25 protein-coding genes are annotated in these 21,657 nt (G+C 49.7%); 18 read left to right on the top strand and 7 right to left on the bottom strand.

Annotated features, from left to right (window positions below; genetic code table 11):
• Positions 1-3: 3 nt before the first annotated feature.
• From HOJ08_09735 to HOJ08_09710, 6 genes are all read left to right on the top strand, one after another.
• Positions 4-1,308: a hypothetical protein gene (locus tag HOJ08_09735; protein ID MBT5673710.1), complete on the top strand. Its 1,305-nt coding sequence runs from the start codon at positions 4-6 to the stop codon at positions 1,306-1,308.
• A gap of 62 nt (positions 1,309-1,370) precedes the next feature.
• On the top strand, positions 1,371-2,162 hold the full coding sequence (locus HOJ08_09730) for a VOC family protein (GenBank protein MBT5673709.1): 792 nt from the start codon (positions 1,371-1,373) through the stop codon (positions 2,160-2,162).
• A gap of 58 nt (positions 2,163-2,220) precedes the next feature.
• Positions 2,221-3,027 (top strand): hypothetical protein, encoded by an 807-nt coding sequence (locus tag HOJ08_09725; GenBank protein ID MBT5673708.1) that lies wholly within the window; start codon positions 2,221-2,223, stop codon positions 3,025-3,027.
• 36 nt (positions 3,028-3,063) lie between these two features.
• Positions 3,064-4,176, top strand: a complete 1,113-nt coding sequence (locus HOJ08_09720) for a hypothetical protein (GenBank protein MBT5673707.1) — start codon at positions 3,064-3,066, stop codon at positions 4,174-4,176.
• 38 nt (positions 4,177-4,214) lie between these two features.
• Positions 4,215-5,042 carry a VOC family protein gene (locus HOJ08_09715; protein MBT5673706.1) on the top strand — a complete coding sequence of 276 codons (828 nt, stop codon included), beginning with the start codon at positions 4,215-4,217 and terminating at the stop codon, positions 5,040-5,042.
• 2 nt (positions 5,043-5,044) lie between these two features.
• On the top strand, positions 5,045-6,007 hold the full coding sequence (locus HOJ08_09710) for a D-2-hydroxyacid dehydrogenase family protein (GenBank protein MBT5673705.1): 963 nt from the start codon (positions 5,045-5,047) through the stop codon (positions 6,005-6,007).
• A gap of 6 nt (positions 6,008-6,013) precedes the next feature.
• Here HOJ08_09710 and HOJ08_09705 read toward each other — a convergent pair whose 3' ends face one another.
• Positions 6,014-6,979, bottom strand: a complete 966-nt coding sequence (locus tag HOJ08_09705) for a DMT family transporter (protein MBT5673704.1) — start codon at positions 6,977-6,979, stop codon at positions 6,014-6,016.
• A 135-nt stretch (positions 6,980-7,114) separates the two neighbouring features.
• Between HOJ08_09705 and HOJ08_09700 the strand changes: the two genes are divergently transcribed.
• The 5 genes from HOJ08_09700 (at position 7,115) to HOJ08_09680 (ending at position 10,524) form a co-directional block, all read left to right on the top strand.
• Positions 7,115-7,525 carry a nuclear transport factor 2 family protein gene (locus tag HOJ08_09700; GenBank protein MBT5673703.1) on the top strand — a complete coding sequence of 137 codons (411 nt, stop codon included), beginning with the start codon at positions 7,115-7,117 and terminating at the stop codon, positions 7,523-7,525.
• A gap of 145 nt (positions 7,526-7,670) precedes the next feature.
• Positions 7,671-8,570 (top strand): TAXI family TRAP transporter solute-binding subunit, encoded by a 900-nt coding sequence (locus HOJ08_09695; GenBank protein MBT5673702.1) that lies wholly within the window; start codon positions 7,671-7,673, stop codon positions 8,568-8,570.
• Between the two features lie 6 nt (positions 8,571-8,576).
• Positions 8,577-8,993 (top strand): CTP-dependent riboflavin kinase, encoded by a 417-nt coding sequence (locus HOJ08_09690; protein ID MBT5673701.1) that lies wholly within the window; start codon positions 8,577-8,579, stop codon positions 8,991-8,993.
• A 21-nt stretch (positions 8,994-9,014) separates the two neighbouring features.
• Entirely contained in the window at positions 9,015-9,926 is a 912-nt protein-coding gene (locus HOJ08_09685; GenBank protein MBT5673700.1) for a 4Fe-4S dicluster domain-containing protein, read from the top strand.
• A gap of 16 nt (positions 9,927-9,942) precedes the next feature.
• Positions 9,943-10,524, top strand: a complete 582-nt coding sequence (locus HOJ08_09680; GenBank protein MBT5673699.1) for a glutathione S-transferase family protein — start codon at positions 9,943-9,945, stop codon at positions 10,522-10,524.
• 5 nt (positions 10,525-10,529) lie between these two features.
• Here HOJ08_09680 and HOJ08_09675 read toward each other — a convergent pair whose 3' ends face one another.
• From HOJ08_09675 to HOJ08_09660, 4 genes are all read right to left on the bottom strand, one after another.
• Positions 10,530-11,330 carry a cytochrome c gene (locus HOJ08_09675; protein ID MBT5673698.1) on the bottom strand — a complete coding sequence of 267 codons (801 nt, stop codon included), beginning with the start codon at positions 11,328-11,330 and terminating at the stop codon, positions 10,530-10,532.
• A 44-nt stretch (positions 11,331-11,374) separates the two neighbouring features.
• A complete protein-coding gene (locus HOJ08_09670; GenBank protein MBT5673697.1) occupies positions 11,375-11,947 on the bottom strand; it encodes a cupin domain-containing protein in 573 nt (190 codons plus the stop codon).
• A gap of 99 nt (positions 11,948-12,046) precedes the next feature.
• Positions 12,047-12,619, bottom strand: a complete 573-nt coding sequence (locus HOJ08_09665; GenBank protein ID MBT5673696.1) for a cupin domain-containing protein — start codon at positions 12,617-12,619, stop codon at positions 12,047-12,049.
• 3 nt (positions 12,620-12,622) lie between these two features.
• The gene (locus HOJ08_09660) at positions 12,623-13,219 is read right to left on the bottom strand and encodes a cupin domain-containing protein (GenBank protein MBT5673695.1); all 597 of its coding nucleotides are present in this window, start codon (positions 13,217-13,219) and stop codon (positions 12,623-12,625) included.
• A 219-nt stretch (positions 13,220-13,438) separates the two neighbouring features.
• On the opposite strand from HOJ08_09660, the gene HOJ08_09655 reads away from it, so the two are divergent.
• Positions 13,439-14,407, top strand: coding sequence for a radical SAM protein (locus tag HOJ08_09655; protein ID MBT5673694.1), 969 nt, complete (start codon positions 13,439-13,441; stop codon positions 14,405-14,407).
• Here the strand turns inward: HOJ08_09655 and HOJ08_09650 are convergent.
• Positions 14,404-14,646 (bottom strand): sel1 repeat family protein, encoded by a 243-nt coding sequence (locus tag HOJ08_09650; protein MBT5673693.1) that lies wholly within the window; start codon positions 14,644-14,646, stop codon positions 14,404-14,406. The two genes, HOJ08_09655 and HOJ08_09650, sit on opposite strands and share 4 nt — an antisense overlap.
• A gap of 412 nt (positions 14,647-15,058) precedes the next feature.
• Here HOJ08_09650 and HOJ08_09645 point away from each other — a divergent pair, with 412 nt between their 5' ends.
• Entirely contained in the window at positions 15,059-15,604 is a 546-nt protein-coding gene (locus HOJ08_09645) for a hypothetical protein (protein MBT5673692.1), read from the top strand.
• Between the two features lie 66 nt (positions 15,605-15,670).
• Here the strand turns inward: HOJ08_09645 and HOJ08_09640 are convergent, their stop codons facing one another.
• Positions 15,671-16,723, bottom strand: coding sequence for a ChaN family lipoprotein (locus HOJ08_09640; GenBank protein ID MBT5673691.1), 1,053 nt, complete (start codon positions 16,721-16,723; stop codon positions 15,671-15,673).
• 148 nt (positions 16,724-16,871) lie between these two features.
• Here HOJ08_09640 and HOJ08_09635 point away from each other — a divergent pair, with 148 nt between their 5' ends.
• The 5 genes from HOJ08_09635 (at position 16,872) to HOJ08_09615 (ending at position 21,657) form a co-directional block, all read left to right on the top strand.
• A complete protein-coding gene (locus HOJ08_09635; GenBank protein ID MBT5673690.1) occupies positions 16,872-18,116 on the top strand; it encodes an amino acid ABC transporter substrate-binding protein in 1,245 nt (414 codons plus the stop codon).
• Positions 18,117-18,192: 76 nt separating this feature from the next.
• Complete coding sequence (locus HOJ08_09630) at positions 18,193-19,092, top strand: branched-chain amino acid ABC transporter permease (GenBank protein MBT5673689.1); 900 nt, start codon at positions 18,193-18,195, stop codon at positions 19,090-19,092.
• A 2-nt stretch (positions 19,093-19,094) separates the two neighbouring features.
• Entirely contained in the window at positions 19,095-20,057 is a 963-nt protein-coding gene (locus HOJ08_09625; protein ID MBT5673688.1) for a branched-chain amino acid ABC transporter permease, read from the top strand.
• The gene (locus HOJ08_09620; protein MBT5673687.1) at positions 20,054-20,797 is read left to right on the top strand and encodes an ABC transporter ATP-binding protein; all 744 of its coding nucleotides are present in this window, start codon (positions 20,054-20,056) and stop codon (positions 20,795-20,797) included. Before HOJ08_09625 ends, HOJ08_09620 begins: the two co-directional genes overlap by 4 nt.
• Complete coding sequence (locus HOJ08_09615; GenBank protein MBT5673686.1) at positions 20,797-21,657, top strand: ABC transporter ATP-binding protein; 861 nt, start codon at positions 20,797-20,799, stop codon at positions 21,655-21,657. The genes HOJ08_09620 and HOJ08_09615 overlap by 1 nt, the downstream gene beginning before the upstream one ends.

Raw genomic sequence — 21,657 nt, 5'->3', positions numbered from 1 at the left:
CGTATGAAGGTTTTAAAGAAGCAATTATTTGCGGGCGTTGCCGCGCTGGCTTTAACCGGGGCTTCGCTGTCCGTCTCTGGCACGGCCATTGCTGATCCTGTTGCTGATTTTTATAAGAGCAAGCGGGTAACCTTTATTATTTCCGCCGGTACGGGTGGGGGGTATTCGACCTATTCCCGCACCTTTATTCACTACATGAAAAACCATATGCCGGGGAACCCGACGATCCGGCCCACCCATATGCAGGGTGCGGGCGGTATTGTTGCAGCCAATCATATGTTTAACCGGGCGAAACGCGATGGCACGGTGATGGGGATGATCCATCGGGGTGCTGTTTCGACGGTGCCGCTTTACCATAAGGGCGGGGGCATTAAATATGACCCGTCAAAGTTCACCTGGCTTGGCTCCATTGATACGTCATCAAGTTTTTGCGTTGCCTGGCATACCTCAGCTTTGAATACGGCGAATGATTTGAAAAAAGTTACCTTTGTCGCAGGGGGCCTTGGCCCGGGTGCCAATACGGATATTTTTTCGCATCTTTTGAACAATATGTTCGGTACCAAAATTCAGTTGATTACGGGTTATGGGTCAGGGGACGCGATCAATCTGGCGATGGAACGCGGTGAAATTGATGGTCGGTGTTCATGGTCAATCGGGTCTATTCGGGCGACCCGTGGGCCGTGGCTCAGGGATAAAAAAATCAAATTCCTGCTGGAAATTGGTCTCAAAAAATCTGGAGCCGTGCCCGGCATCCCGCTGATTATGGATTTTGTAAAGAACAAGCGTGACAAACAAATCCTTGAGCTTCTTTTGGCGGCTCAGTTGATGGGTCGCCCAATTCTGGCGCCTCCGGGCATTCCCAAGACGAGGGTAGCAGCCCTGCGTAAGGCGTTTGATGCTACTGTGAGAGACAAGGCATTTGTGAAACAGATGACGACCATTGGTTTGGGTGTCGATTCGATGCCAGGCAAAAAAATCGAAGACCTGCTGGTCCGCATTTATGCAACGCCGAAAGATATTATTGAATCCGCAGGACAGGTGACCAAACGGACATCAAAGACCAAGGTCACGGTTAAAAAATCGAGCCTTAAAACGGTCGATATAACCCTGACTGGAACAAAGCGGGGCGGCCGCCGCCTGTTCTTTAAGGTCAAAGGTGCGGCCCACAAGGTTAAGGTTTCAGGCAGCCGGACAAAAGTATTTCTCGGCGGAAAGAAAACCAAACGAAAGAATTTAAAGGTCGGTATGAAGTGCGCCGTCACCTATGCCGGCAATGGCGCGGAGGCCAAATCAGTTAAATGTAAATAGGGCAATCAGCCCACAGCAAACACAATGGTGCCCCAAAACTGGCCCCGCAAGGAGGAACGAATATGCCATCCCTAATTAATCATGTTGCGATCATGAGCGGCAATTACGCGCTTGAATCAAAGTTTTATGAATCCATGTTCGGTATGAAAAATTCACCAAAAGCGCGTCCTACCCGCGCGGTCAGTATTGGTGATGGCTATGTTGGCATGAACATCAATCCCCGGCGTGCTGGTCGGCCCGCTCGTTTGGATCATTTCGGTATTCAGGTGGATGAACTTGCATCCAAGGTAAAGGATTTGGAAAGCCGTGGCCTGACCGTTTTGAAGCGCCCTGACACGCGCCCCTTTGCTGCTTATTCGACCCATGACCCCGACGGCAATGTTTTTGACCTGACCGAGGCGGGTGGGGCGAACATGAAAGATGTTTACACCCACAATGATTGGGATCAGGAACGCACCATTAGCCACATTGGCCTGCGCACGATGAATGCCGAAAAAATGGCAGAATTCTATGCAGAAGTGTTTGATTTAAAACCGTCAAATCAGGTTCCTGAAGGCGCTTATGGCCTGACCGATGGCCGGATGACCTTGATCATCTTGCAGTGGGATTTGAATGATTATGCCGGCGGCGGCATTGTTGGCCCGGGTCTTGATTACATCGGCTTCAAGGTTAAAGACATGAAAGCCTTCAAGGCAGAAGTCCAAGACATTGCGGATAACAATCCATTGATCGCACCTGCACCAATTGGCACAGGGCCAGAAGGTGCAAAGCGTCTGGAAATGTTGCAACGAACATCCATTGGTTCTTTCCATATGTCTGACCCTGACGGAATATTGCTCGATATCGTCGAATAAATTCTGACCTGTTTAACAACAGTCACCAATTAGTAAAAGTTTAAAGGAGTACCAAATCATGGGAACAGCAAAGCTGAACCATATCGCCATTGCCTCTGATTATTACGCAATGAATGCCCTCTATTATCAGGCGCTTTTTGGCTTAAGGGCCGCCAAGAATTTTCGTCCCGCCCGCGCCCAAGTCGTCAGTGATGGTGTGGTTGGGATGAACATCGTGCCACGGCGTGATGGTCGCTGTTCTGGGTTGGATCATTTCGGTTTTGAAGTTGAAGACATCGAAGACACAATCGACAAGATTACCAAGTTTGATTCATCACTGGTGGCCATCAAACGTCCCCCCGTGCGGCCTTATGCTGCATTTTCAGGCCATGACCCAGATGCAAATATTTTTGATATTTCGCAACGGGGCATCGGTTTTCAGGAAGATGTTTATGCCGAAAAACTAGAGCCAACCACACGTCATTTTGACCATTTTGCCCTGCGCACCCTGCATGGCGAACGGTGCGCCCAATTTTATAGCGAGGTGTTTGATATGACTCCTCTCAATAAAAAATTCGATGACGATAATTATTATCTGACCGATGGGAATATGACTCTGGCCATTTTGCAATGGAAAATGGAAGACTTTGCCGATATGGACCCACAGCGTCTTGGCCCCGATCACATTGGCTTCAAGGTTGAAAGCGTCGATAAGGTCATGGAAGACCTTGATGACCTGACAGGCCAAAACCCGCATCTTCGGGCCCGCTCTATTGGGTACGGGATGGAAGGTGAAGCACGATTGGATATGTTTAAAAAATGCCCCCTTGGCACCGGTCATTTGACCGATATTGAGGGCGTCTATATTCACCTTAACGAAGAATAGAAAAATCCATTTTTTGAAATGCACAGGGAGACCACGATGATACATGTGAAGAAAATAGCAACGTGTGCCATGATCGCTGCCGGGTTGGCAGTTTCAATGGTGCCGGGTGCGCATGCAGATGCCATCTCTAAGTTCTATAAGGGTAAGGTCGTTACCTTGATCGTTAGTGCGGGCGGCGGCACCTACACCTTGATCGCGCGCACCATTGCACGCCACATGCCCAATCATTTGGGTGGTTCTCCCACGATGATCGTTAAAAACATGCCGGGTGCGGGCCATGTTCGGGCATCAAATTTCATGTACACCAGGGCAGCGAAGGACGGCACTTATATTGCCACCATCGGCAATTCCATCCCCCTGCATCAGGCCATTAATGGCAAGGGCGTTCGTTTTGATGCCCGCAAATTCAATTGGCTTGGCTCAACCGGCATCAGCAACTTGATGACGGCCGTGTGGCACAAAGCTGGTGTGAAGACCATTGAAGACGCCAAAAAAATGACTGTCATTTCTGGCGGTACAGGCAGCGGATCAGGCACCGTGGTTTACCCAACATTGATGAATAATATTTTGGGCACAAAGTTCAAGATTGTTATTGGCTATCGCCGGGCCGGTAATATTGATCTTGCCATGGAACGGGGCGAAGTGATGGCCCGGAGCGGTTATTCATATGGCTCGCTTGCGCTTAACCACCCCGATTGGTTGCGCAGCAACAAGGTCAATCTTTTGGTCCAGGTCGGTCTTGATCGCGCCCGTGGTCCTGCCGGTGTGCCGTTGTTGGTTGATCTTGCAAAAAACAAAAAACAGCGTGAAATTTTCAAATTGTTTTCCGGCTCCGTGGCCCTTGGTCGGCCGTATCTGACCACGCCGGGTGTGCCCGCAGACAGGCTGGCAGCATTGCGCAAAGCCTTTGCAGCGACGATTGCTGATCCTAAATTCGTCAAGGAACAAAAGAAGCGAAAATTTGATCTCTATCCCACCACCTGGCAGGCTTTAAGCCAATCGGTGAACGACATTGTTGGTATTTCCCCGGAACTGGTTAAAAAGGCCAAGGCTGCAATGAAGCGTCGTGGCACGATCAAGTGCAAGACCTTTACGGATCCGAAAAACTGTAAGAACAAAAAGAAGAAAAAGAAGAAGAAAAGAAGCTAGTTCTTCTGAAAAAACCAAATCGCTTTAAGGAGTAAGACATGTTTGCCCAACTTAACCATATGGCCATGATCAGCCATCAATACCCAATTTTGGAACGGTTCTATCGGTCTATTTTCAAGTTAAAGACCTCAGGGCGTGCCGATCATGATGCGGAAGCATCTTGCGTGGTTGGGGATGGTTATGTTGGGTTAAACATTTTACCAAGACGCGATGGTTACACCGGTGGGTTTGATCATTTCGGTTTGGTTGTTGATTCCATAGATGACGTTTTGGAACGGATGCAGAAAAAGCATCCAAAGACCAATGTGGTCAAACGGCCAAGCTATCGGCCTTTTGCGGCCTATTCCGGCCATGACCCTGATGGCAATGTTTTTGATCTGGCGGAACGCAAAGGCGACAATTTGAAAGATGTCTATGCCGATCAAAAAGAAGACGAATGGAAAGACCAAAATGAATGCCAGCTTCGCCGGTTTGCCATTCGCACGGTAAATGCCGAAGCATGCGCCGAATTCTATGAAGACGTGTTCGAATTGCAACGCGCCAATGTCACCGATTCTAATGGCAGTTATCATCTAACCGATGGGCGGGTCACGTTGTCGATCATGCAATGGGATATCAAAAACTTTTCAGGCATGTCTATTAAACGTCCCGGCCCCGACCACATTGGCATTAAGGTTCCTGATCTCGAAGCCTTCAAAAAGGAATTGACGCGGGTGGGTGAAAAAAACACCTATCTTGCAGCACGGCCATTGGGTGGCAGCAGTCAGGAATCAGAAACCCGCCGGTTGCTTTTGGCGGACTGTGCGTTGGGAAAAATGCAATTAGCAGATCCTGATGGCAATTGGATTGACGTCACGGACGAATAGGTATGCCCAAAATGAAAATTGCTGTTCTTGATGATTATCAGGGCGTCGTACGCGAGGTCTCTGATTGGTCAGTCCTGGAAGATCGCGGCGTTATAACGGTCTTTAAGGATCATTTGTTTGAAGAAGATGCCATTGTCGACCGGTTGGCTGAATTCGACATCATCGTGGTGATGCGTGAACGCACACCTTTTCCAAAATCGCTGATATCACGGCTTCCCAATCTAAAACTTTTGGTGACCGGGAACATGCGCAACCTTGGCATTGATATGGATGCGGCCAAGGCATGTGGCATTCCTGTGTGTGGCACAGAGGCCATTGGCTATTCGGCCGCAGAAATGACATGGGCGTTGTTGATGGCCACCATGCGGCGCATCCCCCAACAGGTCCAAGCCGTGCGCGAAGGCGGTTGGCAGTTGGGGTTGGGCAATGTTTTGACGGGCAAAACCCTTGGCATTATTGGCTTGGGGCGCCAGGGGTCTTATATGGCCCGATACGCACAAGCATTTGATATGGATGTGGTTGCGTGGAGCAAAAACCTGACGAATGCGCGCTGTGAAGAAAAAGGCGTGCGTTTTGCTGACAGCCTTGAAGCCTTGCTTGGGCAATCAGATGTGGTTTCTATCAACACTATTTTATCAGACCGCACCCGAGGTTTAATCGGTGCAAAAGAGCTGCAATGGATGAAACAGGGGGCTTATTTAATCAATGCGTCCCGTGGCCCCATTGTGAAGGAACAGCCCTTGATTGATGCCGTGAACAGCGGCCACCTTGCCGGTGCCGGGCTGGATGTTTTTGATATTGAACCGCTTCCTTTGGATCACCCATACCGCAGCAATGATAACATCGTTGCGACGCCGCATCTGGGTTATGTCTGTCATGAAGGCTACAAGGTCTTTTTCGACCAAGGCATTGAAGACATCGATGCCTGGCTAAAAGGCGAGCCCATCCGGGTCATTAATCCTTAAATTCGTTCAGGCTTTTTCGCCTGATTCTTTTGCAGCCTCAGCCGCTGCCTTTTCCTTGTTTTCTTTTAATTGCCTGCGGGCAATATAGACATTGGAAGATATGATGATGGCTGCACCGGCAATGGTAATGATGCTGAGCGGTTCGGAAAAGATCAGCCAACCTGCCAATGCCGCCCAGATCAGGCGGGTGAAATCAAACGGATGCACAAAGGTGGCTTCCCCGGCATTGAGGGAATAGACCAAAAGGGTCTGGGCGATGCCAGACAGCAGGCCAACCAAAACCATCAGCATCATATCGTGGGCTGTTGGGTTAACCCAAACCAGAAGGGCAGGCACGAAGGTAACGATGGTCGCAATGGTCCAGTAATAGGTCTGGATCGTCATGGGGTGGTCTTTGCGGGTAGTGCATTTCTTGATACAGACATGGGCAGATGCGAAACACACGGATGCGCCAACCGCAGCAAGGGCGGCCATTTGAAACGTCTCATCGCCGGGGCGCAGCATCAATAGAACACCAGAAAACCCAACTGCCGTGGCTGCCCAGCGCCGCCAACGAACCATTTCGCCTAAAAAGATCACCGCAAAAATAATCATGAAGAAGGTGCGGGTAAAACCGATTACCGTGGCATCGGCCAGTGGCATGTGTATGACGGCATAAACCATCAAATAGATGGCAATGGCACCAAAGACACCCCGGCCGATATGAAAGGGCAGGTTGGAAGTCTTATAGGCAGAAAACCCGCGTGAATAGAGAAAGGGCAACACAGCCAGGCCACCAAAGAAGGCCCTGAAAAATGCGATCTGAAAGCTGTCAAACTTGCCGCCCAATTCCTTTGAAACCGACTGCACAGCAATGAAAGCCAGTGCTGATAGCATCATCCAGAATGCGCCCCGAAAATTTCCGGGTAATCCCCGCCAGTAACGATCAATCAAGGGTGAAATTGTTTTCGACACAGTTTCATTAATGAACATATATTTTCCCTGATTGCGGTGTGAAAGGCCGGAATTGTTCACAGACCACAATGGGCGACCTGAAGGCGCGGGCATGCTAGCCTTGGGACAGATACATGCCAATGAAAAAGATCAGACCAGTGAGAGGGGATAGCATTGGAAAACGACTCAGATGCCGTTTTAGCCATTAACGAAGCCTTTTACAGGTCATTTTCGGCAGGTGATTTTACGGCGATGAAGTCCCTTTGGTCGGATCGCGATTGTGTCGCTTGTATCCACCCGGGCTGGCCACCGGTGCGAGGACATACCAAGGTCATGCTGGCCTGGGAAGGCATTCTTGCCACACCGCCAGAACCCGGCATTCACCCCTTGGAAGCAACCGTGGAGATCGAGGGTGATCTCGCTTATGTCATCTGTTTTGAGGCAATTGGAGACAGCTATCTTGTGGCGACCAATTTGTTCGTCCGCGAAACAGACGGTTGGAAAATGTTGCACCATCAAGCGGGGTTGACAGAACACGTCCCCAAAAGTGCCCCCGAACCAACACCGCCCAGAGTTTTGCACTAAAAGCCAAGGGAATGGCCAATTTCAAGGCCATATGGCCGTGTAAGAACCTTTCTTGATGCCCTTGAATGGCCTATAACGAAAGCTGGCGTCCCTCAATTGTTGGGGGGGAGCGCCCCCTTTCATTTGATTATTGAATGGTTCAGAAATGACAAAAATTAGAATTACCTCTTCCGACCTGCTCAGCACGTTTTATACCCAGGCCCGCGATATCGGCGATGTTTTGGTTGAAGAAGGCCTGGCAACAGAGGTTGAGGTTATGGAATCAACCGGCAGCGTCATGAACGCCGAAAGAACGGTGTCTGGTGATGCAGAAATTGGCTTTATGGCGTCAAACTGGGTACCCCGGGCTGTTTCTGGTTCAGCCCCCTTCACCGCACCCGTGCCTGTGGCCATTGCCACGCCTTTGAATACCGGGCCTTTGTTTTTCGTCTGCCCCGAAGATTCGCCCCTAAAGACTTTTTCGGACCTTAAAGGCAAGCGGATCGCGGTTGGACACGCAGATTCCGGGATGGCCCAACATGCCTATAATTTCGTTCGCACCTTGGGGTGGGGCGATGGGGGTGTTGAATTTTCCTTCATATCGACCTTTGATGGCGGCAATGCATTGGCCAGTGGTGAAATCGATGCCCAGCTTCAAGCACCCATTCCCAGCACCCATTTCAAGGCGCTGTGTGACATGATGCCGATCAAGGTTTTGGCTTTCTCTGATGATGAGATCAAAACATTATGTGATGCCATCCCGTTTTATTTTCCGGCAAACATCCCCGCTGAACACGTCCCAACCATGAACAACGATATCGCGACCGTTGGGGTTTTAAATGTGATTGTTAGCGCAGCAGACTGTGATCCAGACTTTGTTCACGATTTTGTCGCAGCCTATATTCGCCATACCGATGATCTGGCCACCCGTAATGCCTTGTTCAGGGGCCTAACAGCCCTGCTTCAGGGCGCGCGCGTTAAGGGCCAGGACGCATTGGCACCCGATAACACACCGCTTCATCCGGGCGCCCTTGCCGCGTTTCGTGAAGCGGGTCTTCTTTCGTAGGCGCCAATGGCTGATATTACATTTTCAGGCATTCTGGTCGTGGGTAAGGGTGAAGCCGCTTCTTTTGTGGCGGAACCATGGGCAAAGAATGCTTTCAAGGAACTGGTCTTTTTTGATCCCTGGCCCGGTACCCTTAACCTTCAATTGACAGAATCCAAAGACATTGTGGCATGGGAATCGGTCCAGGCATCGGTTGCCATGGAAATGGCTGCACATGATGGGTCAGAGTGTGCTGTAAAACTTTTCCCAGCTGTTGTGGGTTTGAAACAGGTTGGCACCATCGTTTTGCCAAAGGTCGCTGATTATCCATCCGACAAGGTGGAAATTATCGCGCCTGTAAATTTACGCGACAGCCTTGAATTAAAAGATGGTGATTTAGTGGAAGTGACGGTTTTTACATCCAGTGATACCCCTGAAGCATAATTTCTGAATAGGCTATTAATCATGATGGGAATAACCAAAAGACGGATACAAGGCCCCAATGACCCTTTGTTAAAAAAAGTCATGGATCAGATGGGCATTACCGAAGTGCCGCTTTACAAACACCAATCAGAAAAGCGCATAAGCTTTCGCAATGCCATTGAGGACATGGGCCAACATCTGGAAGGCCCCGTGGGGCCTGCGCGACTGGATGTTAGAGACAAAGAAGAAATGTCAGATCGTATCCGTGAGCGCGCCAAAGAATGCGGTGCCGATCTGGTCGGCATGTGCAAAATATCGCCGGTGATGATTGACGAAGGGGTTGATTGCAAATACACCAACGTCATCGCCTTTGGCCACCATGAAAGCTATGACGAAGTTCTGAAAGGCCCCCAATTTGTCAGCGATGAAGCGCATCGCGCGTATTATACCGTCGCCAAAATTGCGACTGAAATGGTGTTGTGGATCAGGGAAGAACTAGGTTGGGATGCCGTCGCCCATCACAATGCAGGCAGCTACGTTCAGGCAATCCCGGTCATGTGGCAATGTGGCTGGGGGGAATTGGGAAAAAATGGCAGTCTGATTAATCCCGATATCAGTGCCAGTTTCAGGCCATCATTTATTACGACCGATTTACCCGTGGCTTACGATGCGCCAATGTCCTTTGGGGTTCAGGAACGCTGCACGGTGTGTCAGGTCTGTCTCAAAAATTGTCCGGGTGATGCCATTGTTGATACCCCGATCATGACCGAAGGGATCAAGCGTTGGGTGATTGATACAGAAAAATGTTACCCCTATTCACGGCTGCGCAAAGAATACTGTCACTTGTGCGTTGATGTTTGTCCGTACAATGCAGACAACCACCGCGATGATTACATCGCCTTTATGCGGGATCGCAAAAAACTGGGTTACAAGACACCAAAAGAAACAGTTTAGGATACAGGGAATTTAGATGATTGATCTTTATATGTGGGCAACAACTAATTCACGCCGGGCTTCGATCGGGTTGGAAGAGGCTGGGCTTGAATACACAGTCCACCCCATTAACTTGCAGAAAAAAGAACAACAAACCCCGGAACACCTTGCGCGTAATCCATATGGAAAGATTCCGGTCATCATTGATTCTGATGGCCCCGGCGGCAAAGCCACGACAGTTTTTGAATCTGGCGCGATATTGCTGTATGCCGCAGATAAATCTGGAAAGCTGTATGGCCAGGATGCATCTGAACGGGTAGAGGTTCAAAAATGGTTCATGTTGCACATGAATGGATCGGTGGCATTTTTGGGTGCGCTGAAAAGGCATCCAACCTTGATACCTGAATGTGAAAGGGTGATGAAGGTGATCGATGATCATCTTGCGAACAATCAGTTTTTCACAAATTCATTTTCTATCGCTGATCTTTGTTTGTATCCGCGCATTGCCGGATTTGACGAAGCTATGTTCCCAATCAGCGAATACAAAAATGTTTCACGCTGGATTAGCGAAGTAGGGGAACGCCCCGGGGTTAAGGCAGGGATGGCCCATCCTAAATAATAAAGTTATTTTTTAGGAAGTGTTTGGGTGTAGCTCAGGATGTTTTTCAGGTAAACATCCGGGAAATCCCTGAGGGCGGGCATTTGCGATGCCGGATGCCCATTGATAACCTTGTGTAGCAATTCCCATGGGGATTTGCGGGCAACGGTGCCGATGAATTCGGGTTTCTTTTCTGATTTAAAATTGATGGTCCGACCATCAAACCCATGACAATTAGCACAGAAATTTTGGTACGGACCGCGCCCTTCCTTGGAGTTCCCTTTTGCTTTTTTGGTTTTGAAATCAATAAAATCAGGCATGTGGACTTGGCCCTTGGAAATGAACAGGGCAATTTTGTTGATCAAATAATCAGGTAACATCGAAGCGTCGTATTTATGAAAGCCTCGTTTGATGGCCCGGGCAATCTTGGCGGGCGGGTGGCCTGAAAGTCTGGCAACGCCTTTGATGCCGGAAAAATGTGACCCCGTTGCGTACGCGCCCTTGTCTCCCCGGTAATCCCACCCGTGACATTCCTTGCACCGCCAGGTGCTGCCACCTTTTCGCTTCAGACCTTTGGGATAGGTGGGATGGGTATCTTTGGGAAGGTCAATGCCCTGAACCGTGGCCCAGTTGTCATAAAGCCTCCCACCAATGGTGATGGACCATGATTCACTGGGCGACTTTGGCCAATTGGCCATCATTTCAGATTTGCGCGACTCTGCTGTACTGCGTTCAGCAGCAGGTGCGATCTGTGGGACAATAAGAAAGGCAAATGCAAAAACTGAAATCAGGAAACCCTGGATGATGGCGGGTATTAATCTGGCCATAGTCATACTCCTGATTTAGTGGTGTCAGTTTTTGTTATTCCCGATCAGATATTTGTGGGTGGTGTGAAATCCTCAAAACCCTTGGGCAGGGTATCGGATGGGAAATCGACTGTTTTTTGGAAAACCATATGCATAAACAAAAACAGCGGTTTTGCCTTCATTACCAAACAGACCATTTGTTCATCTTTTGAGGCATTGAAATGCTGATGGACACAAGCGGTTTCAACAATGGATGCATCGCCCGCAGTGTATTCAATGCGACGTCCATCGTGAACGTCATAGCCGCGACCTGAAAGGATAAAAAACACAGCGGTGTTCATATGGCCATGTTTTTGGCCGGCCGCTTCGGGGCCAAAGCAATCAACATGGCATTCAATGGATTGGGCAATCTGGACATTCTGGGGGCTGATGGCAATTTTGTGAAAATAAGCAGGTCCGCCACTCCAGTCTATGTCCGCACCTGCAATGATTCTCGGCTGGTTATAAAGGCTTTTGTAAACCTCGCCGTAAGTGCCTTCGAGCGCACGGACAAAGGTGCGTTTTTTCTGCCAGCGGTCCCAGACCGGCTGGTTATGGCCAGCGGGTGTTTCCTGGTCTGTTGTTTCGTTGTCACTCATTTACTGTGCCTTTAAGCGTGTTTGATTGGTTAATGGTACTCCGCATGAAGAAACGGAACAAGATATTCTGGCGATGCGGGAGGGAGTAGGGAGATTGCGTTATTCGGGCGGGCAATAATCTTCGTGGCCGGGCACGGGGTCTTGTGATGGGTATTCCACGATTTTCTGAAACAGCATGTGCATAAACAGGAACAAAGGTTTGGCTTTCATCACCAAGGCCACCTGTTGGGTATCGGCAGTGTTGATGTGTTGGTGCACGCAGCCATTTTCAACAATGCAGGCATCACCGGCTTCATAGGGGTGCTCAACCCCGTCATGGATGTCACACCCACTGCCATTGAGAATCAACAACACGGCAGAATTCATATGGCCGTGTTTTTGGCTAACCGCTTTTGGGGCCAACAGATTGATATGGCATTCGATGGACTGGGCAATTTGGACCGCACCGGGGTTGATAACCGCCTTGGCCCAGAACTGGGGGCCACCATGCCATTCGGTATCGGCGCATGGATAAATTCGCGGTTGGGCATAGAGGCTTTTGTAAACCTCGCCATACGTGCCTTCGAGCGCGCGCACAAAGGTGCGTTTCTTTTGCCAGAAATCCCAGACAATCTCTCCCTTATCGGGCTGGTTATGGCCGACTCCGGGATCGTTATCCTTGCCTGAGGTCATTGCCTAGAGATGGTCAGAAGGAACGTAGTCTTCGCCACCAACAGATGGTTCTTTGGGTGGGTAATCGACCATTTTCTGAAAAATCATGTGCATGAACAGGAATAAAGGCTTGGCCTTCATCACCAAGGCACCCATTTCTTCGTCACCATCATTGAAATGCTGATGGACGCAACCGTTTTCAACGATACAGGCATCGCCTGCTTCATAGGGCAGATGGACCCCATCATGTTCGTCATGGCCTTTGCCGGTCAGGATATAGAAAACGGCAGAATTCATGTGGCCGTGCTTTTGGCCATAGCCGTGGGGTGAGAATACATTGAGGTGGCATTCGATGGACTGCGCAATTTCAACGGCCTGGGGGTTGATCAAGGCTTTGCCATACATCTGTGGGCCGCCCTTCCATTCCCAATCACCATGAGAATAAATCCGGGGCTGGGCATAGAGGCTTTTGTAAACCTCTCCATACGTGCCTTCCAGGGCGCGCACAAAGGTGCGTTTCTTCTGCCAGCGGTCCCAGACCACTTCTTTTGGGGCATTGTGGCCGGGTTCGCCATGTTGGGCGTCGGTTCCTGTTGTATCCGTTGTCTTATCGTCGGCCATGTCTTTTCTTCCCCTAAATGTCCCGAAGCGATCCGCTACGGGGTGTAATCCTATAGATAGCCACCATTATATGGCCGTGTGGCCCGGAACATAGCACAGGCAAGGGGAAACAGAAAAGGCCCATTAAGCAGGTTTTTTGTTCACGCAAAAGTTAGTTGGCGGAACCTGCCATTGTCTGTAAAAATCTCTGAAACTTAGGGGGTCACTAGGGGAGTTATAATGGCAAATACCTCTAATTCAGGGGGCCCTATTGGGCTAAATGGCAAATTTCAAGACCCTGTCTATACCGATACAGGCGCAGTCCGTGCCCAAGTCCCCTTGATAGGGGACCTTGAGACGCTTTGGGTCAATACCGGCACCCTTTGTAATATCACTTGCGCCCATTGCTATATCGAATCGAGCCCGACCAATGACAGGTTGGCTTATTTCCGACAGACCGATTTGACGAAATATCTTGATGAAATTGCTGATCTAGGCCTGAAGACGACGGAAATTGGCTTTACAGGCGGTGAGCCGTTTATGAACCCCGATATGCTTGCCATGCTGGAACTTGTTCTGGCCCGTGGGTTTCGGGCTTTGGTGCTTACCAATGCCATGTTGCCCATGGCCCATAAGAAGTCCGGGTTAAAACAATTGCGCGACCTTTATGGCAATCAATTGGTCATTCGGGTGTCCCTAGATCACTACACTGCTAAGCATCATGAGGAAGAACGCGGCCCCAACAGCTGGGCACCGACCTTAAGTGGCTTGAAATGGTTGGTTGATGAAGGCTTTTGCACCCATATCGCCGGGCGGACATTGTGGGGCGAAGAAGATGGCCCAATGCGTGAAAATTATGAACAAGTCTTGTCGGGTGCCGGAATTCAGATTGATTGTGCTGATAGACAATGCCTTGTGCTGTTTCCTGAAATCGCGCCCGACCAACAGGAAAGCCAGAGCGTTCCGGAAATTACCGAAAGCTGCTGGAAAATTTTAAATAAAAATCCCGCAGATATTATGTGTGCCAGTTCGCGCATGGTGGTTTTGCGCAAGGGCGATGTTGCCCCAAGAGTGCTGGCTTGTACGCTCATTCCCTATGATGATGGTTTTGAATTTGGGCCAAGTCTGGCTGAATCGCTTGGGCCAATCGCGCTAAACCATCCCCATTGTGCCCAATTTTGTGTGCTTGGTGGGGGAGCGTGTTCCTAACGCCTTGTCTTTGGGTGCAGGTCATACCAACGCAGCACCCTTAAATTGGCCTCTTTTTTGTCTGCCGGTGTCATGACTTTATTCATCCGTCTGAGCGCTACCTTGGCCTGTGGCAAGCCCGCCCGGTCTGCCAGCAAAAACCACTTGTAGGCTTCCAATAAATTCAGCCGTACCCCGCGACCCTTGAGATAAAGATTGCCAAGATTGTAATAAGACCCACGATTGCCTTCTTCCGCCAAGCGTATCCAGAGCGTGAAAGCCGTTGAAAAATCGCCCTTTTGGTAGGCGTCTGCCGGTGCCTGATATTTGCTTTGTGCTGATGCTAATCCCGAATCATTTGGATTTGAGAAGCAAATAAATGTCGCAACCAAGGCCAGACACAATCGCCCAAACCTAGGTGTAAACCTTATAATAGATGGCATTTTATCAATTTCCCGCTATTTGATGTATTTAGAATACGCAATAAGGAAATGATCCGTCAGTAATTATACAATAAAATCAATCAGTTATTCAACCGAGTTTTAAAGGATAAAACTTTAAGTAAATGCCCGGGTAATTTTAGATAAATGTAAAACGCTAATTGTTGAGCCCAATTTTGAATCTTGACCTAATGCATCTGTTCAGAAATCAAAAGTTTGTACGGAGCATTTAGTGATTGATTCGATTAAACCAATGCAGTCGCCCTTAGCCAGTGCCGCCAAATTTGGTGAACTTGGTGCGACCAACGGTGTCGAGGCCAGTTCGTCAAGGCTTGCTGATCGGCGCACTGCTTCTGGCAAGAACTACGATGGCCTGGAACGCCGTAGTGGTGAAGAACGTCGTGATGAGCAGGACGAAGTCATTCTCGGCAGCGAATGGGTTGGCGATGAGCGGACAGGGGATCAACCATCCCTTGAAGACATGATGGATGTCGTGGATATCAGTTCTGGTGCCCGTGCCGTGGTCGCAAAGCAGTTGATTGGGGATGGATATAGTAATTCAGCCATTTGTGGTCTTTTGGACGAACTTGGCGTTTCGGATATGGCCGCTCCGAATGCAGACATTGATCATGACCCTATAGAAGCAACCGATGCCATGGAAATTAGCGCTGTTTCGGCCCATGGACGTGCAGCCAATGCGTATGCATCAAGGCAGCAGGCGAGTGGTGGTACACGGGAAGGTCTGATGCCAGGCGTGATCTATAGCAAACAGATGTAGATCAATATATTTTTTAATGTTTACCCGGAGGGCTTGCCCTCCTTTTTTAATATTTAAATCAGTTTATTAGTTCTTTTTCTTGAACCGATCACACGGGTTGCGATTGCTCATCCTTGGGGTAAACCAGATGGCGTCAAAGGGGGGCGTTGGCGCGCCATAAATTTCGCCATATTTTTCAGGGTGGTCCAGGCCGTGGGCCACTTCAATGGCAGCAATGGTAAAAATGGTAATAGGTAAGGTGTTGGGCTTGGTGTTAGCAAGGCGCCTCAGGTGCATGGGAACGCCTCGGTCTTTCCGAACATGGCCCGCACCTGCGATCAAGATGGTGCCATCCATGTTCTTGGCACTCTTTTCCATGATATGCGCAAAACTTGCGTCACGAACCAGCTGGATAAGGGCAAAATTGCCCGCACGCCCCGGTTTTATCATCCCGCAATGGGCCTGAACAATCTCAGCTTCCATGGCCCCCATGATGGGCGCTTTCATTGGCGGGCTATCAGTTCCAAGCCGCAAGGCTTTCAGGGTTTCAAGTTTAAGGGCAGGCAATCCTGATCGGGCAATGGCCCGCATCTTTGAAAAGCCTAAATTTGCCCCATAAATTGGCAGGTTTTTGGCCAAAGCAGGCTTTAAAATGGCTTCATAGTGACCCCACGCCCCCCAGCCGGACGTTGACCACTTCAGGGCATTGCCAAGACCTGCGCTTGAAGATACGCCAGGCTTGGTCTTTACATATTGATCAACCGTGTCTTGCTGGTCCATTCGGATCATTTCCAGAACCATGGCCCGGCGTTCACCGGCATTGATCAGGCGTGACGTAATCCAGGCCTGAATGCGGTGGTGATCGGGGTTGTTGTGTTTTTCGCCGATCAGGATATGGCGCTGCCCTTCAAGCCGCTTTAGAAGGTTTTCGGGGCTGACATAGCGGTTTTCAGACGTGATCCATATCTTTCCGGCCAGTGGATGGTTATGGCTGAGCGGGCTTTGCCAGTTGTTTTGCCAATGATTAGGCCCCTGATTAGGCAGGGCACAGCCAAACAAAACCGGTACCAGCCCAAATATAATGGCAAGCCGAATAAGAAGCCGAGACTGGGGTGGGGGCGAGATTTGGCTATGGTGCATTTAGTCTTGTTCTCAGAAGTAATCGCGATAAACTCAACCTATTGACGAAAGTGGTGATATCATTTTTCGCGCAACGTCATTATCGGGGGAAAAGACGTTCACCAGCAAACCAAAATTTAAAAACAATAACAACTGACAGGAGAGGCTTATGTCATCTCAGTTCAAGGTTTTTTTGACGGCCCTTGTGGCTATCGCGGTTGCAGCAGGCGGATATTTTTATTTACAGGGTGCAAAAAAAGACACCGACACCATTGTTTTGGGCGCGGCCATTAGCCTAACAGGCAAATATTCGACCAACGGTTCACATACCAAAAATGGCTATGACCTTGCTGTTTTAAAGATCAATGCCAATGGTGGTGTTAAGGTCGGGGATCGATCATACAAGATCAAAATAATTTATTATGATGATGAATCGACGCCAGCGCGTGGCGCCCAGCTTGCAGAACGTTTGATCAAGCAAGACGGCGTCAAATATATGCTTGGCCCATATTCTTCCGGTCTGACCAAGGCCATCGCACCCGTTACGGAAAAGTACAAGGTGCCGATGGTTGAAGGTAATGGTGCCTCGCTGTCTTTGTTCAAAAAGGGTTACAAACACCTTTTTGCGGTTTTATCGACCACCCAGTTTTATCTGAAAGAAGCCGTCAATCTGGCCGCTACTCAGGCAAAATTAGCGGGTATCGATCCAAAGACCTTGAAAGTGGCGTTGGCCTTTGAAAATGACCCCTTTTCCCAGGATGTCCGGGCAGGGGTTGTTGAAGACGCCAAACGCTATGGCATGCAGATCGTTGTGGACGATAAATTGCCACCGGATCTGAATGATATGTCGGTGACCCTGACCAAGGTGAAGGCGCTTAAACCTGATGTATTGATCGTGTCAGGCCATGCCAAAGGGGCCGCATTGGCAGTTCGCCAGATTGCAGACATGAAGGTTAATGTACCCATGCTGGCCTTAACCCATTGCGATTCGGCCAAGGTCATTAAAAAGTTCAAGGCAAAATCTGAATATACCCTCTGCGCATCCCAGTGGGATCGTGGGTTAAGCTATAAGGATTCCTTGTTTGGCAGCGCCGAAGATTTTGCCCTGCTTTATGAAAAGACCTACAAATACTCACCCCCTTATCAATCCGCAGAATCTGCGGCTTCGGTGCAGGTGTTTGCAGATGCTTTCCAGCGGGCGGGGACTCTGGACCCTGCAAAAGTTCGGGATGCTTTGACCACCACAAAGATGCAGACGTTCTACGGAAACATCAAATTTGATGCCTCTGGTAAAAACATTGCCAAGCCCATGGTTCTTTACCAAATACAGGGTGGCAAATACAAAGTGGTGGCGCCGCTTAAGTGGGCGGGTGCCAAGATTGTTCATCCAACACCTAGTTGGGATAAACGCTAAGGGTTGATTTGCGGGGGCCGTTCCAAAGTATTGGGCGGCCCCTGTATTTTCTTTACGTTTTGTAGCTGGGGGCTAGATGGAAGGTCTTTCTATTTTCATAGAGCAGCCCGTTCGTCTGCTTCAAATCATTGTTGACGGCATCCTTGTTGGGTCTGTTTTTGCTTTGTCGGCCTATGGCTTGGCGCTGGTCTGGGGGGTGATGAAAATCATCAACATTGCCCAGGGCGAATTTGTCATGCTGGGGGGTTACGTCGCGATTTTAATTGCCGATGCCGGGTATTCGCCCCTTTTGGGCGTGCCCTTGGCTGCCATGATCCTTTTTTGTGTCGGCTGGGTTTTATACCGCCTTGTAATTTTCAGGGTGGTTGACCGGGATTTGTTTATTTCAATTCTGGCTACCTTTGGTCTTTCAATTTTGTTACAGCAATTGGCCAATCAGGTTTTTGGGGCCGATGTCCGCACGGCCGAATCCGGCCTTGTGACAATGTCTTTTCTGGATGGAAATATAACCATTTCCCAGATAAAGCTGCTTTCATTTTTCCTGGCCTTTGCATTGGGCGGGGGGTTGTGGCTGTTTCTGCGCAGTTCCCAATTGGGCCAGGCCATCCGTGCAACGGCACAAAATGCACGGGCCGCACGCATTATGGGGATTGATACCAATTCCGTTTATGCCGTGACCTATGGCTTGAATGCCGCCATCTGTGGTGCCGCCGGGGCATTGGTGGCCATGACCTGGGTTATTCACCCCTATCTTGGCCTGACCTACACCGTGCGTTCCTTCATGATCGTCGTGGTGGCCGGGCTTGGCAATCTTATGGGCGTGATCCTGGCGGGCCTTGGGCTTGGCACTGCTGAAAATATTGCAGGCTTTGTGCTGGGTGCAGAATATCAAGCAGCGTTTGTCTTCTCACTTTTGGTCGTCATTTTGGTCTGGCGCAACTGGCGTCTTGGCTTGCAGCGACGGTATCTGAAATAACGATGAGCAAATTAGAAAAAAACATCATTTGGGGCATGGGCCTGATTGCTGCATTTGGTGCGCCAATTTTTCTCCCCTTCATGACAACCCAAATCGCCTTTTTATGGATGATGGTGGTGTTTGCCCTTTGCTGGGACATCATGGGCGGCCAGATGGGATATAATTCCTTCGGCAATATCTTTTTCTTTGGCATCGGTGCCTATGTGTGTGCCGTGATCCAGCGCGATTCTGGCCTTGATTGGTATGTCGCTTTCTTCTTGGGCTTTGGCGCAGCCGCCATCTTGGGTGTACTCTGTGCCGCCATTTTGGGGGCTGGCATTCTAGGGTTGCGCGGCCAGTATTTTGCCATTTGTACCCTTGGTCTTGGCATTGCAGGCGGCGAAATAGCATCGGGTTGGGATTACATCGGTGCCGGATCAGGCTTGTCTCCGCCATTATTTCCGGGCGCATTGGGTATGCGAGAGATGTTCTTTAATTATCTGTTTCTGACCTTGGCGCTGGTGTGTTTTTTCACGCTTAAACGGGTTTATTCTGGCCGGTTCGGCCTGGCCATCAATGCTATCCGTGACGATGAAGACAAGGCCGAAGCCATGGGGCTTCGAACCACACGCTACAAGATCGTCGCTTGGTGTATATCGGCATTCTTTGTTGCCATGTGTGGCGCGGCGGCGGGCAACATGATTGGCTTCATTGATCCCCGTGACGTTGCTTTTGCCGGTGTCACCTTTGGCGTCTGGATGGTTTTAATGGCAATCCTTGGCGGCAAGGGCACGTTATGGGGGCCGGTGCTTGGCGCTTTGGTATTCCACATTACCCAGGAATTATTCTGGACCTATTTATTGGGGTGGCAACGGGTTGCCCTTGGGCTTTTGATTGTTGTGATCGTCGTTTTCTTTCCAACGGGTATTCTGGGCTGGTTGCGTGAACGGCGCACCATGTCCACTTCGGGGGGATCGGAACAATGACCGCACTTCTGGAGGTCAGGGGGGTATCAAAACGGTTTGGCGGCGTTGTTGCCAATGCCAATGTCTCCCTCAATGTGCCCGAAGGTGCCATTATTGGATTAATCGGCCCCAATGGGTCTGGTAAGACAACCCTGTTTTCTTCCATTGTTGGTCAGCACGCCATTGATAGCGGGTCTATTCTTTTTCAGGGCAATGAAATTTCCAAATTACGAGTATCAGAAATTGCGCGCAGCGGTCTGTTGCGAACCTTTCAGCAAACGCGCATTTATGGCCAGATGGATTGCATGCGTAACATGCTGATCAGTACCCCCGATACAAGTGCGGGCCTGCTTTCAATGCTGTCACGCCACAGTGCCGAAGAACAAGAAGAAGCAGAACGGTTGCTGGATTTTGTTGGCCTTTATGAAAAGCGTTTTTTGATGGCCGGCGATCTTTCTTTTGGCCAGCAAAAGCTTTTGGAATTTGCCATGGCCTTGATGAACAAACCAAAGATTCTATTGCTCGATGAACCCACCGCTGGCATCAACCCAACCCTGATCAATGGCTTAATCGATCGATTGAAACGCGCCAACAAAGAAATCGGCATTACTTTGTTTGTTATTGAACACAACATGCGCGTGATCATGAATTTGGCGGATCATATTTATTGTCTGGCCCATGGCGAAATTCTGGCAGACGGCAGCCCTGAGGCAATCAAAGATGACCGCCGCGTCATCGAAGCCTATCTGGGGGCATCTTGATGACAGATGACAAAAAACCTGGCATCCGGGGTTACGGCGAAGGCACAGCTGATGTTGTGATGTCTGTCGATGATGTCACCCGTGAAGCCCAGCGCCTGAAAGAAACCGTACCACCCGAAAAGATATCCAGCCTTAGTAATGACGTGCCTTTTGTGAAGATTGAAAATCTTGTTGCCGGATATGGCGAAATGGAAATCCTGTACGGATTTTCGCTTTCTGTAGCCAAAAGCCAATCGCTTTGTTTGATTGGCCCCAATGGTGCGGGCAAATCGACGGTGCTCCATTCTATCTTTGGCTTCACCCGAATTTGGTCTGGTTCCATCATGGTGGACGGTCGTGATGTAACCAGCCTTACTCCCAGTCAGAAATTAAAAGCCGCTGGCATTGCCTACATTCTTCAGGACAATTCTGTTTTTCCTGACATGACCGTCACTGAAAACCTTTTGATGGGTGGTTTTTTGCTGAACGACCGCGCCGCAGCCAAACAAGCAGCGGAACGTGTCTTTGATAAATACCCGCGTCTGGCAGAACGCCGCAACCAAAGGGCAGGGGTGTTATCAGGAGGGGAACGCAGGCTTTTGGAAATATCACGCGCGTTGATGATGAACCCCGATGTTCTATTGGTTGATGAACCCAGTATCGGGCTGGAGCCGCGCTTTATTGATATGGTTTTTGAAATTCTGGATGATCTTCAGAAACAAGAAGGCAAGACCATCATCATGGTCGAACAGAACGCCAAAAAGGGTCTCGAATTTGCCGATATTGGCTACGTTCTGGTCTCAGGCGAGTTGGCCATGGCAGATAAGGGCGATGCGCTTTTAGAAAGCGATGATGTCGGGCGGTTGTTCCTCGGCGGCTGA

Source organism: Rhodospirillales bacterium, from assembly GCA_018666775.1.
Classification (GTDB): domain Bacteria; phylum Pseudomonadota; class Alphaproteobacteria; order SMXQ01; family SMXQ01; genus JABIXC01.
This window is presented reverse-complemented; position numbering and strand designations above follow the sequence as displayed.

Coding starts and splice junctions, on each gene's coding strand:
- HOJ08_09730 (MBT5673709.1), top strand. CDS start 1,371: ATGCCATCCCTAATTAATCATGTTGCGATCATGAGCGGCAATTACGCG.
- HOJ08_09695 (MBT5673702.1), top strand. CDS start 7,671: ATGACAAAAATTAGAATTACCTCTTCCGACCTGCTCAGCACGTTTTAT.
- HOJ08_09715 (MBT5673706.1), top strand. CDS start 4,215: ATGTTTGCCCAACTTAACCATATGGCCATGATCAGCCATCAATACCCA.
- HOJ08_09640 (MBT5673691.1), bottom strand. CDS start 16,723: ATGCACCATAGCCAAATCTCGCCCCCACCCCAGTCTCGGCTTCTTATT.
- HOJ08_09630 (MBT5673689.1), top strand. CDS start 18,193: ATGGAAGGTCTTTCTATTTTCATAGAGCAGCCCGTTCGTCTGCTTCAA.
- HOJ08_09655 (MBT5673694.1), top strand. CDS start 13,439: ATGGCAAATACCTCTAATTCAGGGGGCCCTATTGGGCTAAATGGCAAA.
- HOJ08_09675 (MBT5673698.1), bottom strand. CDS start 11,330: ATGGCCAGATTAATACCCGCCATCATCCAGGGTTTCCTGATTTCAGTT.
- HOJ08_09705 (MBT5673704.1), bottom strand. CDS start 6,979: ATGTTCATTAATGAAACTGTGTCGAAAACAATTTCACCCTTGATTGAT.
- HOJ08_09625 (MBT5673688.1), top strand. CDS start 19,095: ATGAGCAAATTAGAAAAAAACATCATTTGGGGCATGGGCCTGATTGCT.
- HOJ08_09725 (MBT5673708.1), top strand. CDS start 2,221: ATGGGAACAGCAAAGCTGAACCATATCGCCATTGCCTCTGATTATTAC.
- HOJ08_09615 (MBT5673686.1), top strand. CDS start 20,797: ATGACAGATGACAAAAAACCTGGCATCCGGGGTTACGGCGAAGGCACA.
- HOJ08_09680 (MBT5673699.1), top strand. CDS start 9,943: ATGATTGATCTTTATATGTGGGCAACAACTAATTCACGCCGGGCTTCG.
- HOJ08_09690 (MBT5673701.1), top strand. CDS start 8,577: ATGGCTGATATTACATTTTCAGGCATTCTGGTCGTGGGTAAGGGTGAA.
- HOJ08_09710 (MBT5673705.1), top strand. CDS start 5,045: ATGCCCAAAATGAAAATTGCTGTTCTTGATGATTATCAGGGCGTCGTA.
- HOJ08_09660 (MBT5673695.1), bottom strand. CDS start 13,219: ATGGCCGACGATAAGACAACGGATACAACAGGAACCGACGCCCAACAT.
- HOJ08_09720 (MBT5673707.1), top strand. CDS start 3,064: ATGATACATGTGAAGAAAATAGCAACGTGTGCCATGATCGCTGCCGGG.
- HOJ08_09665 (MBT5673696.1), bottom strand. CDS start 12,619: ATGACCTCAGGCAAGGATAACGATCCCGGAGTCGGCCATAACCAGCCC.
- HOJ08_09735 (MBT5673710.1), top strand. CDS start 4: ATGAAGGTTTTAAAGAAGCAATTATTTGCGGGCGTTGCCGCGCTGGCT.
- HOJ08_09670 (MBT5673697.1), bottom strand. CDS start 11,947: ATGAGTGACAACGAAACAACAGACCAGGAAACACCCGCTGGCCATAAC.
- HOJ08_09635 (MBT5673690.1), top strand. CDS start 16,872: ATGTCATCTCAGTTCAAGGTTTTTTTGACGGCCCTTGTGGCTATCGCG.
- HOJ08_09685 (MBT5673700.1), top strand. CDS start 9,015: ATGATGGGAATAACCAAAAGACGGATACAAGGCCCCAATGACCCTTTG.
- HOJ08_09620 (MBT5673687.1), top strand. CDS start 20,054: ATGACCGCACTTCTGGAGGTCAGGGGGGTATCAAAACGGTTTGGCGGC.